This is a genomic window from Chitinophaga skermanii (assembly GCF_003259335.1).
Lineage (GTDB): Bacteria > Bacteroidota > Bacteroidia > Chitinophagales > Chitinophagaceae > Chitinophaga > Chitinophaga skermanii.
Genome location: NZ_QLLL01000005.1, coordinates 354,097 through 367,366, shown reverse-complemented (window position 1 = coordinate 367,366; position 13,270 = coordinate 354,097). Strand labels below are relative to the sequence as shown.

General features: G+C 42.1%; 15 protein-coding genes. 8 read left to right on the top strand and 7 right to left on the bottom strand.

Annotation, left to right across the window (positions count from 1 at the left end; translation table 11 throughout):
• Nucleotides 1–29: 29 nt before the first annotated feature.
• The 3 genes from LX64_RS14815 to LX64_RS14805 form a co-directional block, all read right to left on the bottom strand.
• Nucleotides 30–782 carry a hypothetical protein gene (locus tag LX64_RS14815; RefSeq protein WP_148707329.1) on the bottom strand — a complete coding sequence of 251 codons (753 nt, stop codon included), beginning with the start codon at nt 780–782 and terminating at the stop codon, nt 30–32.
• Nucleotides 783–790: 8 nt separating this feature from the next.
• Nucleotides 791–1,570 carry an HmuY family protein gene (locus LX64_RS14810; protein WP_211324820.1) on the bottom strand — a complete coding sequence of 260 codons (780 nt, stop codon included), beginning with the start codon at nt 1,568–1,570 and terminating at the stop codon, nt 791–793.
• 304 nt (nt 1,571–1,874) lie between these two features.
• Nucleotides 1,875–2,705: a UDP-2,3-diacylglucosamine diphosphatase gene (locus tag LX64_RS14805; protein ID WP_111598446.1), complete on the bottom strand. Its 831-nt coding sequence runs from the start codon at nt 2,703–2,705 to the stop codon at nt 1,875–1,877.
• Between the two features lie 249 nt (nt 2,706–2,954).
• Here LX64_RS14805 and LX64_RS14800 point away from each other — a divergent pair, with 249 nt between their 5' ends.
• From LX64_RS14800 to LX64_RS14765, 8 genes are all read left to right on the top strand, one after another.
• Nucleotides 2,955–3,605, top strand: coding sequence for a DUF47 domain-containing protein (locus tag LX64_RS14800; protein WP_111598445.1), 651 nt, complete (start codon nt 2,955–2,957; stop codon nt 3,603–3,605).
• A 46-nt stretch (nt 3,606–3,651) separates the two neighbouring features.
• A complete protein-coding gene (locus tag LX64_RS14795) occupies nt 3,652–4,656 on the top strand; it encodes an inorganic phosphate transporter (RefSeq protein ID WP_111598444.1) in 1,005 nt (334 codons plus the stop codon).
• A gap of 316 nt (nt 4,657–4,972) precedes the next feature.
• Nucleotides 4,973–5,833 carry a glucose-1-phosphate thymidylyltransferase RfbA gene (gene rfbA / locus LX64_RS14790; RefSeq protein ID WP_111598443.1) on the top strand — a complete coding sequence of 287 codons (861 nt, stop codon included), beginning with the start codon at nt 4,973–4,975 and terminating at the stop codon, nt 5,831–5,833.
• Nucleotides 5,834–5,898: 65 nt separating this feature from the next.
• Complete coding sequence (gene galE / locus LX64_RS14785; protein WP_111598442.1) at nt 5,899–6,930, top strand: UDP-glucose 4-epimerase GalE; 1,032 nt, start codon at nt 5,899–5,901, stop codon at nt 6,928–6,930.
• 101 nt (nt 6,931–7,031) lie between these two features.
• The gene (locus tag LX64_RS14780) at nt 7,032–7,994 is read left to right on the top strand and encodes a transketolase family protein (RefSeq protein ID WP_111598441.1); all 963 of its coding nucleotides are present in this window, start codon (nt 7,032–7,034) and stop codon (nt 7,992–7,994) included.
• A 144-nt stretch (nt 7,995–8,138) separates the two neighbouring features.
• Complete coding sequence (locus tag LX64_RS14775; protein WP_111598637.1) at nt 8,139–8,690, top strand: RNA polymerase sigma factor; 552 nt, start codon at nt 8,139–8,141, stop codon at nt 8,688–8,690.
• A gap of 75 nt (nt 8,691–8,765) precedes the next feature.
• Nucleotides 8,766–9,395, top strand: a complete 630-nt coding sequence (locus tag LX64_RS14770; RefSeq protein ID WP_111598440.1) for a hypothetical protein — start codon at nt 8,766–8,768, stop codon at nt 9,393–9,395.
• 1 nt (nt 9,396) lies between these two features.
• Nucleotides 9,397–9,912 (top strand): hypothetical protein, encoded by a 516-nt coding sequence (locus tag LX64_RS14765; protein WP_111598439.1) that lies wholly within the window; start codon nt 9,397–9,399, stop codon nt 9,910–9,912.
• A 46-nt stretch (nt 9,913–9,958) separates the two neighbouring features.
• On the opposite strand, the gene LX64_RS14760 is transcribed toward LX64_RS14765, so the two are convergent.
• Genes LX64_RS14760 through rodA form a run of 4 tightly spaced genes read right to left on the bottom strand, consistent with a single transcriptional unit; the run spans nt 9,959 to nt 13,269 of the window.
• A complete protein-coding gene (locus LX64_RS14760) occupies nt 9,959–10,309 on the bottom strand; it encodes a nuclear transport factor 2 family protein (protein ID WP_111598438.1) in 351 nt (116 codons plus the stop codon).
• A gap of 15 nt (nt 10,310–10,324) precedes the next feature.
• Nucleotides 10,325–11,164 (bottom strand): helix-turn-helix domain-containing protein, encoded by an 840-nt coding sequence (locus LX64_RS14755; RefSeq protein WP_111598437.1) that lies wholly within the window; start codon nt 11,162–11,164, stop codon nt 10,325–10,327.
• 12 nt (nt 11,165–11,176) lie between these two features.
• Entirely contained in the window at nt 11,177–11,920 is a 744-nt protein-coding gene (locus LX64_RS14750) for an MBL fold metallo-hydrolase (RefSeq protein ID WP_111598436.1), read from the bottom strand.
• Nucleotides 11,921–11,979: 59 nt separating this feature from the next.
• Entirely contained in the window at nt 11,980–13,269 is a 1,290-nt protein-coding gene (gene rodA, locus LX64_RS14745; RefSeq protein ID WP_111598435.1) for a rod shape-determining protein RodA, read from the bottom strand.
• Nucleotide 13,270 lies beyond the last annotated feature (1 nt).

The following is a 13,270-nucleotide window of genomic DNA, read 5'->3' as shown; positions in this document are numbered from 1 at the left end:
CATTACAAAAGATGTATCATGTATCGTATTTAGTTCGTGATATTGATAGGGTATTTCATTTTCGCTTTCAGCCCATACGCTTCCATTTCCACGTAGAATAAGCCCCACGGTATTTTATCGAGGATACCGGGATAAGAAGTTTTGATAGCGCGTAAGGAAATTTGTTTACTCGTGTTAAAAAAGCTCGTGTTGGGGATTAACTCCAATCTATACCCAGCATCGTTTACGATAAATACTTTCGTAGCACTGAAGTCGGGAATAAAATTATCTCCTGCTATTGTAATCGCTGCTGTAGAACGAACTGTACGTGTTGTTGTGGCGGTCGATAATTCCGATAAAGTGATACCCGGCTGTTGTACCACTATGTGTAATGTATAAGCCGAGGTAGATCCATCTTTCCCTTTTACGGTATACACAGTAGGTGTTTTCGCAAATACATCGATTAAAGAATCTGCGCCGGGCGTTATTGTAGCACCTGCCGGGATAGCAATCTTAGGTTCATCGATAAAGTACCGCGTACTGTAATAAGGTAAATACAGGGTCACCAGCTTGTTTTGGTGATCGATTCCAGCAAAGATGGAATCATCGGGTATATTGGCAATCCCATATGCCAGGATAGCCGACGATGATTGTGTGGCCACTGTATCATACACAGTATCGGCTGTTTTATCAATCCAATTGGTTGCTGTTTTGGTGCAACTACTTATCCACATGCATCCCGTGGCAGCTAAGCAGCTTAAAAAGATATTGGTTATCAAAGAGAAGGTTTTACAATGCAACATGCGTGGATTTATTTAATGTCAAAATTCTTACTACTGGCCGGCACCAATACATATTCAAATGTGAAATATGGGTGTGGCGTTTTCCGTAGCATCTGGGCATAGTCTAATGCATCTTTATACAAACTGATCATCCTTATTTTAGCATAGTTCCCTTTTGCCGTACGTACTATAATAGTTCTATTCTTCATAGCGTAGGCTACGTGCTGTTTATCGTAAGAACCATCGCCGTATATTGTTCCTGCCCAATCGTAACAATACCAACCTATGCCGGAACCAAAGGCACCGCTTTCGTCTGTCATATAGCTTTTATTGGACCCCATCAGCTCATCTGCCGGTACATCTACTACTTCTTCAAAAGGCTTCGCGATTAAATAAATACCTCCTTTACCATTACCGCCGTAGCCCGGGTTTTTCGGTTCCTTTCCATTATTGGGCGCAAGCAAGCTGTTATACAAACCCGAAAAGGAAATATCCCAGCGATTGGTTTTCGCATATTCCAACGGGCGACCGGTACTGTCTTCCAGGGAGAAAAATGCTGTAGGCAGGTTGGCCGTAGGATCGTCGTCGGTTGCAGGTTTATTATTGGGCAAATAATTCGTGATCCGGATCAGCTTATGGAACATGCCTGTGTTCGTGGGAATAGTGTCGGTAGGTGATGGATCAATGCCGGGGTCATCGCTTTTACTACAGGCCGTGAATAAGATTCCACAGAATAAAAAGCTGAAAACACACCATTGCTGAAGGGTACATGCCGCTTGTTCACCGCGTATTAACTGGTAAAGTTTCATACAGATACATAAAAATGTGAACCTCGCACGCATTGCAACGGCTGCGCACTTGGGGAATAACGTCGATATTTTAGATTGAACAGCTTGGGGAACCGTTCCGTTGCTGCCGGTAATTTTTTCGAATACAGTTACAATTAATGGTTTACCGGTGGAACAAAATTAAGCCGGGTCAATTTTCAGATGAGGAGAAAAAACTACCCAAAAGGGAAAAGCCTGGTGCAGTGTTATGGGTTAACGACTACGAAGCTGTGCAATTATGCACAGCCCGTTCTACAAGTGCACCAGTTAATAGGTTTATACGTTATTATTCATTGATAAATGATACCACCTTAGCCGTATTCCAATCCAATTCTGCGTCTTCTTCCTCTTCTTGGTTGGCCGGTTGCGGTGTGCTGTTCGGATGTTGGTAAAGATTCCATTCCCCGTTGTAGTATTCCAAAGAGGTTAAGCTCTCTACCCAATCGCCCGAGTTCAAATACAAGACTTCCTTGCCTTGGAATTCCATTTTTTTGATAATCGGCTGGTGAATATGCCCGCAACAAACCACGTCGAACGATTTGTCGGCGGCAATTTCTGCTACAGTTTGTTCAAAGTCGGAGATAAAGCTCACCGCTTGTTTTACACTTTGTTTCACTTTTTTGGAGAACGACATTTTCTCCCTCCCCATCTTTTCTAGCACGTTATTCACTAACCTGTTAATAATAATAAGGAGATCGTACCCTTTCCCTCCAAGTTTGGCCAACCATTTAGAATTCTTCATGGTTACATCGTATACGTCGCCATGGAAGAACCAGTGTCTTTTGCCATCTACTTCTAAAATCAGCTTATTATCGATTTGAAAATTCCCTAATTCGAAGCCCGCGTATTTGCGGAGGGCCTCGTCGTGGTTACCGGTGAGGTAATATACTTCGGTTCCTTTCCCGATCATTTTAAGGATGCGGCGGATGACCTTGGTATGTGATTTGGGGAAATATCGTTTACTGAATTGCCAGATATCGATAATATCACCATTGAGAATGAGGATTTTAGGGTCGATTTGGTCGAGATATTGCACCAATTCTTTGGCGTGGCAGCCGAAAATTCCGAGGTGAACATCGGAAATAACGGCGATATCGAGCGGTCGTTTGTGTGACATGTAGGTATAATTGTCTGCTAAAATTGCCTTCTTTTTAAACCATCCTTACTTGCTAATTGTAGTATAGTACACGTTTTGCAAGTAAAATGGTGGTTTGGCAAGTGCTATTTTCCGAATACAAAGGACGAAATGCCATATTACTTTTATATTAATCCAGTGTTAAGGAATTATTAACTCTGGGCCAGGGGTACTGCTCGCTGGGAAAACGACCCTATTTTTGCGCCAAATTTTGTAACAAATACACTATATATGGGAGGCTTCAATTCGATTGTTAAGCTATTTATGCCAAAAGACCGCGTTTTTTATTCTTTATTTGAAGACGTGGCAGCCAACTTGGTAGAGATGGGTAAGGTGTTGAACGAATTGGTAAACACCAATGACGCCAGCACGCGCAAAGACAAAGTAAACCTCATTGAGCGTTTAGAGCACAAAAATGATGATTTGACGCACCGCATCTTTGTGGAATTGGGTCAGAACTTCATTACGCCTTTCGATCGTGAAGACATCCACTACCTTGCTGCTACTTTGGATGATGTTGCCGACTATATCCACGGTTCTGCGAAAAGACTTGATATTTATAAAGTACACGAAATCAACGACAGTATCCGCAAATTGTCTGAATTGATTTTAGCAGGTGTAGAAGAATTGCACCACGCGATTCACGAGTTACGTAACATGAAAAACATGCGCGTAATAACAGATGCATGTGTGAGAATCAATAGTTTAGAGAACCACGCTGATGATATTTACGATAGAGCGATTGCTGATTTGTTTGATTCTGAGAGCAATGCAGCGGAGCTCATCAAAATGCGTGAGATCTACCAGGCATTGGAAATTGCCACCGATAAGTGTGAAGATTCTGCCAATGTGATTGAAACCATTATCATTAAGTACGCCTAATTAGCGAAAGTGCTACAGGCGTTTTCATGGCATAATTTTCAACAACATGACTTTTCTAGTTATTATTATCATACTGGCATTCGTTTTTGATTACATTAACGGGTTTCATGATGCCGCTAACTCTATTGCCACAATTGTATCTACGAAAGTATTAACGCCCTTCCAAGCAGTATTATGGGCTGCGGTATTCAACTTTGCCGCATTCTTCATTTCAAAATACGTGTACGGGGAATTCAAAGTAGGTAATACCATTGCCAAGTCGGTTTTTGAAGAGTTTATCACCTTAAAAGTGATCTTCTCCGGCTTAGTAGCGGCCATTACTTGGAACTTATTGACGTGGTGGTATGGTATTCCATCCAGCTCGTCGCACACTTTGATCGGTGGTTTTATTGGGGCAGCAGTAGCGAATGCACATGGTAACTTTGGAGTAATCAACTTCCCTACCGTATTGCCAATTCTTTACTTCATCGTGTTGGCACCTTTCATTGGTATGGTGGTGGCATTTATTATCACGGTGATTATTGTGAATATTTGTAAGAAAGCCAACCCTTACAGGGCCGATAACTGGTTCAAACGTTTACAATTGGTATCATCTGCGGCATTGAGTTTGGCGCATGGTGGTAACGATGCGCAAAAAGTAATGGGTATCATTGCTGCGGCAATGGTGGCTCACGGCTTAATTCCTACCATTAAAGATGTACCGGATTGGGTACCGTTCTCCTGTTTCGCTGCCATCGCGTTAGGTACGATGAGTGGTGGTTGGAAGATCGTTAAAACCATGGGGTCTCGTATTACGAAAGTAACGCCGTTAGAGGGTGTAAGTGCTGAAACAGCAGGTGCGATTACTTTGTACTTAACCGAAAGCTTGGGTATTCCCGTATCAACTACACATACTATTACAGGTTCGATCATTGGTGTGGGCGCTACGAAACGCTTATCTGCCGTTCGTTGGGGTGTAACTGTAAGCTTACTCTGGGCTTGGATTCTTACCATTCCTATTAGTGCCTTACTAGCAGCTGTAGTATACTTTATCGTAAGTTTATTCGTGTAACCTTGTTACATACCTAATATTGAAAAGAGGTTGTTTCGTATGAAGCAGCCTCTTTTCTTTTTCATAGAAGCCTTCCAATATATCAACAAAGTAATCCTAAAGGGGCTATATGCGACAAACAGGTGGACTAAGCAGCTCCATATGCAGGTATTTACTTGTTATAATACATTTTTCATATAAAGAACTTAATAAACACTTTTCTTTAAAATATTAGCGGCTTTACCTATTTTGCCAGTATTTTTGTACGATTTTTTAATGAAAGCTACTCGTAAAACGGAATAGTCGTTCATTCATATTCATCAATTATTCGAGATTCATGAAAGGAATTATCCTTGCCGGCGGTTCCGGCACCCGGTTACACCCTATCACGTTTGCTATCAGTAAACAAATCATGCCTGTTTATGATAAACCAATGATCTATTATCCTTTGTCGACGCTTATGCTAGCCGGCATCAAAGAGATTTTAATCATTAGTACACCGCACGATTTACCGGGTTTCCAACGCTTATTTGGCGATGGAAAGCAATTTGGGTTAGAGCTATCTTACGCAGAACAAGCAGTACCCAATGGTTTGGCGCAAGCGTTTGTAATTGGAGAGGAATTTATTGGAAATGATAATGTAGCCTTAGTATTAGGTGATAATATATTTTATGGTGCCGGCTTAGGTACACAATTGGAAGCCAATGTGAATCCCGATGGCGGTATTGTTTACGCGTACCAAGTTTCCGACCCCGAACGTTACGGCGTAGTGGAGTTCGATGAACATATGCAAGCAGTATCCATCGAAGAGAAACCTACCGTACCTAAATCGAATTATGCCGTGCCAGGATTGTATTTTTACGATAATAGCGTAGTAGAAATTGCCAAAGCGTTAGAGCCTAGTCCTCGCGGCGAGTACGAAATTACCGATGTAAACAGGGAGTATTTGCGTCGTGGTAAGTTGAAAGTAAGCGTACTACCGCGTGGTACAGCATGGTTAGATACAGGTACTTTCGACTCGCTTATGCAAGCATCTCAGTTTGTACAGGTGATAGAGCAACGCCAAGGTATCAAAATCGCCTGCATCGAAGAAATCGCGTACAGAAAAGGCTTCATCACAAAAGAACAGCTTCAAGAATTGGCTAAACCACTCGTAAAAAGCGGTTACGGTCAATATTTGGTCAACTTAATCAAGTAAGCTTTTATTCTACATCACAATTGACTTATTTAGCAGTCAACTAAACAATTCAACAATTTAGCTTTATGCAAAAAGTTCTCGTAACGGGGGGGTGTGGCTACATTGGTGCCCATACAATTGTAGATCTCATTAACAATGGTTTTGAAGTAGTGTCTGTAGATAGCAACATCAGGAGCTCTACACAATTACTTGATGGTATCGAAAAAATCACCGGTAAGAAAATCCGCAACTATAAAGTGGATTTATGTAACCTCGAAGATACACACGCTGTATTCCACGAAAACCGTGATATTGTTGGTGTGATTCATTTCGCGGCTTTAAAAACCGTTCCAGAATCTGTAGCAGATCCTTTATTCTACTTCCATAATAACCTCACTTCATTGATTAATATCTTGAAGTGTGTGAAGGAATTCAATATCCCGCATCTCGTATTCTCTTCGTCGTGCTCTGTATATGGCAACACCAAGGCATTACCTGTAGTGGAAGAAACACCACTCGGAGAAGCACAATCGCCTTACGCACGTACCAAGCAAATGGGTGAACAAATGATCGAAGATTATGCCCGTGTGAACAGCACACAATGCATTCTCCTCCGTTATTTCAACCCGGTAGGCGCACACCCTTCAGCCTTAATCGGCGAATTGCCATTAGGGAAACCCGATAACCTTGTGCCCGTAATTACTCAAACCGCGATCGGGAAAATCCCGAAAATGACGGTCTTCGGTAGCGACTACGATACACGCGACGGTTCATGCATTCGCGATTATATCCATGTAACCGACATTGCAGCGGCACATACCAAAGCTTTACAATACGCCATCGATCATAAAAATGAAACCAACTGCGAAGTTTTCAACCTCGGTACCGGCAACGGTGTTACGGTATTGGAAGCTATCAATGCTTTTGAAAAGATTTCGGGTGTGAAGTTGAATTATGAAATGGGGCCCGGCCGTCCTGGCGACGTCATTGCTATCTACGCCAACAACACGAAGGCGAAGGAGAAATTGGGTTGGGAACCTAAAATAGGAATCGAAGATATGATGCGCACGGCATGGCAGTGGGAAGTATCTTTGAGAGATAAAGTGAGAAATAATTAATAATTTTCACCTTTCCTGCAAGGGATAAGGTTTATACAACAAGCGGCAATGAAAAACTCATCAGCATTTTTTACCTTTGCCGCACATAAAAATCCAGGCACATGGTAAAAGATATTCAAGCGTTAAATGAGAAAGAAACACGTGCTGGCTTTGGCGAAGGCATTTTAGAAGCCGGTCGTCAAAACCCCAACGTGGTGGCACTTACAGCCGATCTTGCAGGTTCTATGAAGTTGCAGGCTTTCATTAAAGAATTCCCTGATCGCTTTGTTCAAGTGGGTATTGCAGAAGCCAACATGATTGGTATTGCTGCTGGTTTAACTATTGGTGGTAAAATTCCTTATACCACTACGTTTGCCAACTTCTCCACCGGCCGTGTGTACGATCAAATTCGCCAATCTGTAGCTTACTCCGGTAAGAATGTAAAAATATGCGCATCACACGCAGGTCTTACCCTCGGTGAAGATGGTGCAACACACCAAATCTTAGAAGATATCGGGTTGATGAAAATGTTGCCAGGTATGACAGTTATCGTTCCTTGCGATTTCAACCAAACTAAAGCAGCTACCATCGCGGTTTCAAAATACGAAGGCCCGGTTTACTTACGTTTCGGTCGCCCGAAATGGCCTAACTTCACTCCAGAAAACCAAGACTTCCAAATTGGTAAAGCACAAGTACTCAACGAAGGTACCGACATTACTATCTTCGCTTGTGGTCACCTCGTTTGGAAAGCTGTTGAAGCAGGTAAAATCTTGGAAGAGAAAGGTTATAGCGTTGAATTGATCAACATTCACACGATTAAACCACTCGACGAAGAAGCGATTTTGAAATCTATCCAGAAAACAGGTTGTGCTGTTACGGCAGAAGAACACAACATTATCGGTGGTTTAGGTGATAGCGTAGCACAAGTGGCAGCGAAACACTTCCCTATTCCAATTGAATACGTTGGTACAAAAGATACTTTCGGCGAAAGTGGTACACCAACTGAGCTATTAACGAAATACGGTTTAGATACACCAAACATCGTTGAAGCTGCTGAAAAAGTACTCGCTCGTAAAAAGAAATAATTCCATAGCGAATCGTAAAAAACCCATCAATTGATGGGTTTTTTACTTTATATTGAATACACACAATGTATTTACATTGCACTATACCAAGGCGATCGACTTCCAAAGGCAGTCATTTCCAAGCTTTTAACCATAACAACCGCTATGCCCGATTATCAAAACGATAAGGAAATTCTTGCGCTTTACAGGAAGGAAGGCAACAAGGAGAAAGGCTTTACCATCATCGTTCAGAAATATACTGAACGCTTGTATTGGCATATCCGCCGGTTGCTGGTCGACCACGAAGATGCAAACGATGTGTTGCAGAACGTTTTTATTAAAGTTTGGCGCAATTTGGATGGTTTCCGAGAAGATTCGCAGCTTTATACATGGTTGTATAAAATTGCTACCAACGAATGTTTATCCTTCCTCGAACAACAAAAAAGAAAATCAGTACTCTCACTATCCGACGTTGAAACCGGCTTGAATAACAAGCTGCAGGCCGACGCACATTTCGATGCCAACAAACTGGAATGGAAACTGCAAAAGGCCATTATCAGCCTACCAGAAAAACAACGCGTCGTTTTCAACCTAAGATATTACGATGAAATGCCGTACGAACAAATGAGCCAAGTATTGGACACTTCCGAAGGCGCCCTCAAAGCTTCCTACCACCACGCCGTTAAAAAGATCGAAGATTTCATGCGGAATGCATAGGGAAATAACACAAATTTGTCATATACTGCGTTAAACTATCTGGAAAAACAGCCGTCTAACGACTAATATCAACACATGCTCAAAGGAAAAGAAATAGCGGAAGAACTGCAACAATTAGCCCCAGGCTTGGAGTTGCCGCCACAATACCCCGGTAATGTGACCACCGGCTATTTTCAACTGATGGAGAAGCTGTTAGTACAAAAGGCAAAGCAACTAGATGAGATCGCTGCACAAAGCGAAGTGCTAGATGAACTAGTTGATATATCACCTATTTTGGCCGAAGTACCTTCCAAATGTCCTTTTACGGCACCAGGAAGTTATTTCGAGTCATTCCCCACACAAATTAAAGAACTCCGTAAAGCGAAATCCGCTAAAATCATCCCACTCAGCAAAAAAGTAAAGCTGTATAAACGTTGTATCGCCGCTGCTGCTGTTGCAGCTGTTATTAGCATCGGGGCCGTGATGATGGCGAAACATTATAATAAATTCGCTATTGATCGACAATTAGCGAACATCAGTGACGAGGAAATCGAAGAATACTTATTAACACATACCGATGCATTTGATAAAGCCCAGCTGATGTCGAGTGTGAAAGCAGAAGAACTACCGAATATATTACCCGAAGAACTCAGTAACCTGGAACTGGAAACTTACCTCGAAGAGAATATTATTGGCGAGGTTCCGTTTAATCCATCAAAGAAATAACATGAAGCAGCTTTTATTCGCATGTTTACTGTTACCTGCTTTATTTGGCATGATTCCTATCGCACGCGCGCAAGAATCATCCAAGCCTAAAGATCCAAAAGAAAAAATTAAATCGCTCGAGATACTATTTATCGCGAAGCAACTCGACCTATCACAAGCCGAAGCAAAGAACTTTTGGCCTGTGTACGATCAATATACCAAAGAAGTAGATAACCTAATTGCTGAAAATAAATTAGCACAAGAGGAAGCCGCTAAAAGTAACGACAATTCCGACCCCATGCAAAATCAACGCTTAGAAAAACAATTCGAATTCGAGCGTAGAATGGTGGAAATAAAGGTGAAATACAAAAATGAATTCATGAAGGTATTGCCCGCAAGGAAAGTCAATACTTTTTATAAAGCAGAACGCGATTTTAAAGACCTTATTTATCGTCAACTCCGCCAACGACGTGAACAAAGAGCGATGCAAATGCTTCGCCAATCACCACCACCCGGGCCGGGAGGCAATCGCCGCTAAAAATATTTGCAAAGGCTTCTCTACAAGTTAGAGAAGCCTTTTTGCTTTATTGGGGTTTATAATGTGCCCGCACTTCTATTACTTTCCCTTCTTCATTCAATACCATTAATTCAGCCGATAAACGGTTATTCACACTTTTATAATACAGTACAACCGAATCTACCCCTGTTAATTCGTGGTAAAACTCGAAATGTAAATCCGGGTAAGCAGCCAATCCCTTTTCGAAATAAGCACGGAGGCCTGCTTTACCGGTTATTTTACCTGTGGGATCATTGTTGATTACTTTAATAAGTGGGGAATAGAAAACTATGTTGTCGCTATAATGCGCCATAATTTCTTCAATATTATGGGCGTTCCAAGCTTCCAGCCAAGAAGTTGCGAAATGGGATGCGTTCATTTTTTTCTTTTAAAATTACAACACACCGGTAGTAAAAGACTGGCTGTAAAGCTCATTTTTCAATTGCATAGGCGTTCTCCCGAAATACTTCTTGAACGTTCTATGAAAATGTGAAACATCTTGAAAACCGCTTGTAAATGCCACGTCACGTATACTCAATTCACTTGTGCGCATTAAAAAACAGGCTAAGGCAGCCCGCTTTTCCCAAACATATTTCATGGGACTTTTACCATATATGGCTTGCATTTTACGCTTCAAGCTAGCAGTACTCATATAACAAGCCGCCGCTATTTCATCCAATGACTGGATTTGCGCTAATTGATACTGTAATACTTCCTCTACACTCCTATGCTCGCTTACAGTTGCCTTGTATAACATTTGCAATATTGCATTGCCGGAAGGGGCTTGTTGAATCGTTTGTAAAATACCGTGGTAGGCCGTTATAGGAGAAATATGGGGTAATGCTAGCCATTCCATCCACTGTTGCGGTACTTGCAATTTTGTACTATGCTTTACAACGGCCTCAACTTTCTCATCGACATATAGCCATAATAAGGGTAAAGGTACCGTGCAAGAGAAGCTTTCGAAGTAAGTTTGGGGGAGAATTTCAGAACAGATTAAACTGCCTTGCGGGATGAGGTAAATATCGCCCGGGCAAAGATGCGCCATGTGTGAGCCATCGTACATATTCTTTTGCCCGGACGTAATTAAGTTGATAATGGTTTGCGGAATATATAAGCTATGGTTCGCTTTGCCATGAAAGGCATTCAAAGCAGCCCATGGGTTTCCCGCATGAAACCAAGTATGTATAGATTGCTGTCCACCGGCTGTGAAGTTTTCATAAGTGGTGAACATGCGATCAATTTTTTACATTTTGCTGAACGGGGTTTTGATATCGTGGTAGAACAAGAAAATCCAATCTTCTTCCTTACCCTTTGCTAAGTACTCTTGACGAAGTTCCATGGCCTTCTTCCCATCGAAATCGTATTTAGCCACGAACTTACTACGCATTTGGCTGATTTGAGGAGCTTCATCACCACCAAAAAAAACCTTATCCGTACCATCATCGATTAAAAATACTTGGTGGTAAGGACAATGCCCTCCAGATAATTCGTAGTGAATATAACCATCGATTGTACCTGTTCCATCTACGAAAACAACATTATCTTTTGATTGCAACAAGGCCACATCCTCGGCATGGTAGCTTTTACCATCTTTTTCGATAGCGTACGCCATTTCTTGTTTATTCACATAGTAAGTAGCGTGAGGGAAACTTAAGGAGCGCTCTCCCGTTACTTCGTCGATCACACTTACACCACCGGCATGGTCCTTATGTAAATGGCTCATCAGCACTTTTGTGATTTCGAGCGGGTTAATGCCATTGTCGACTAGGTTTTGATGGATTTGTAAGATGCCATCTTTCGTTTTAAAACCTAATCCCAAATCGCATAAAATATAATCGTGTTCAGTGATGATCAAGAATGGTTGTACTTCTACCAACAAAGATCCCGAAGGACGTTGTTGCATGGTTTCTGTAGCAGGATCAAACGGCACAAATATCTTTGTACCATCCACTGTAAAACTACCTTCTGATAACGGAATAATTTTCATTGTAAGCCAAATTCTATCAAACAAATAGCGCTAAAGCGCCCTTTCATCCAGCTGCAAAGTTAACGCAATACCATCTGACGATCGGCATCTAAGCGAAGCATAATGAAAATTAACATGGTGAAGGTCATTAACGACGAGCCACCATAGCTCACCAAAGGCAGCGGGATGCCGATTACGGGCGCCAAACCAATGGTCATACATATATTAATGGAGAGGTGGAAGAAGATAATACTGGCCACCCCGTAGGCATAGACTCGGCTGAATGTCGATCGCTGTCGTTCCGCCACGAATATAATCCGCAGCAATAACGCCAGGAAGATGCCAATAAAGATAACGCTGCCCACGAACCCGAAATCTTCACCGATTGTACAGAAGATGAAGTCGGTTGATTGTTCTGGCACGAAATCGAAACGGGTTTGCGTACCTTTTAGGTACCCTTTCCCGAATAAGCCACCGGAACCAATGGCAATCATACTTTGCCTAGTATTGTACGTGGCTTTAGGGTCATTTTCTTTACCGAGCATTACCTCGATACGGCGTACTTGGTAATCTTTCAGTACCTTGGTGAAAATGAACGGTACTACGAACATCACGAATGCCGAACAGAAAAGCCATACACCTAGGATCATCGCTAAGCGGGATCGCTTTCGTTTGATTTCCCGGCGCATGAAATAGACAACAAGGGCCGTGATGGCAGTAAATATGATAAAGAGAATATTTTTGTCGACGAGCAAGGCCGATAGTACGAGCACAATCCCCGAAAAAGCAATCACTAAAAGTATACCCGGCAAACCTTCGCGGTACATTACCAAGAAGAAAGAGAAATATACGAGGGCCAAACCTGTTTCATCTTGTAAGATGATAATAGCGGCTGGAATAAGTACAATAGCAGCAGCAATCAAACGCGATCGTAGCTTATTAAAGTCTGTTTCTAGCGATGAAAGGTACTTTGCCAAGGCCAAGTTGGCGCAAAGCTTTGTTAACTCGGCCGGTTGGAACTGGAATCCACCAATCGTTAACCACGAATGTGATCCCTTTACATCCTTACCAATCGCCAATACCAATAACAACAGTATAATACCAAACGCATAGGCCAAGTTACCCATGGCCGTGAAAAACTTACTATCCGTTAACCAAATAATAGACGCCAGTACAATCGACACCCCGAACCACATCAACTGTCGCGCGTAGTTCTTTTGTAAGTGCAATATATTTTGCATGATATTATCACCTTCGCGGTATTCTGCCGCGAAAATGGCCATCAAGCCTATAAACACGAGTGCAAAGTACAAGCCGAATATAGGCCAGTCGATACCTTGTGTTAGTTTTGTTTGTGAGCGGCGGTTCATA

Bases quoted from the DNA above. Each gene is read 5' to 3' on its own strand.
- LX64_RS14800 (WP_111598445.1), top strand. From the start codon at position 2,955: ATGGGAGGCTTCAATTCGATTGTTAAGCTATTTATGCCAAAAGACCGC.
- LX64_RS14755 (WP_111598437.1), bottom strand. From the start codon at position 11,164: ATGTTCACCACTTATGAAAACTTCACAGCCGGTGGACAGCAATCTATA.
- LX64_RS14810 (WP_211324820.1), bottom strand. From the start codon at position 1,570: ATGAAACTTTACCAGTTAATACGCGGTGAACAAGCGGCATGTACCCTT.
- LX64_RS14760 (WP_111598438.1), bottom strand. From the start codon at position 10,309: ATGAACGCATCCCATTTCGCAACTTCTTGGCTGGAAGCTTGGAACGCC.
- LX64_RS14780 (WP_111598441.1), top strand. From the start codon at position 7,032: ATGGTAAAAGATATTCAAGCGTTAAATGAGAAAGAAACACGTGCTGGC.
- galE (WP_111598442.1), top strand. From the start codon at position 5,899: ATGCAAAAAGTTCTCGTAACGGGGGGGTGTGGCTACATTGGTGCCCAT.
- LX64_RS14795 (WP_111598444.1), top strand. From the start codon at position 3,652: ATGACTTTTCTAGTTATTATTATCATACTGGCATTCGTTTTTGATTAC.
- LX64_RS14815 (WP_148707329.1), bottom strand. From the start codon at position 782: ATGTTGCATTGTAAAACCTTCTCTTTGATAACCAATATCTTTTTAAGC.
- rfbA (WP_111598443.1), top strand. From the start codon at position 4,973: ATGAAAGGAATTATCCTTGCCGGCGGTTCCGGCACCCGGTTACACCCT.
- LX64_RS14765 (WP_111598439.1), top strand. From the start codon at position 9,397: ATGAAGCAGCTTTTATTCGCATGTTTACTGTTACCTGCTTTATTTGGC.
- rodA (WP_111598435.1), bottom strand. From the start codon at position 13,269: ATGAACCGCCGCTCACAAACAAAACTAACACAAGGTATCGACTGGCCT.
- LX64_RS14775 (WP_111598637.1), top strand. From the start codon at position 8,139: ATGCCCGATTATCAAAACGATAAGGAAATTCTTGCGCTTTACAGGAAG.
- LX64_RS14750 (WP_111598436.1), bottom strand. From the start codon at position 11,920: ATGAAAATTATTCCGTTATCAGAAGGTAGTTTTACAGTGGATGGTACA.
- LX64_RS14770 (WP_111598440.1), top strand. From the start codon at position 8,766: ATGCTCAAAGGAAAAGAAATAGCGGAAGAACTGCAACAATTAGCCCCA.
- LX64_RS14805 (WP_111598446.1), bottom strand. From the start codon at position 2,705: ATGTCACACAAACGACCGCTCGATATCGCCGTTATTTCCGATGTTCAC.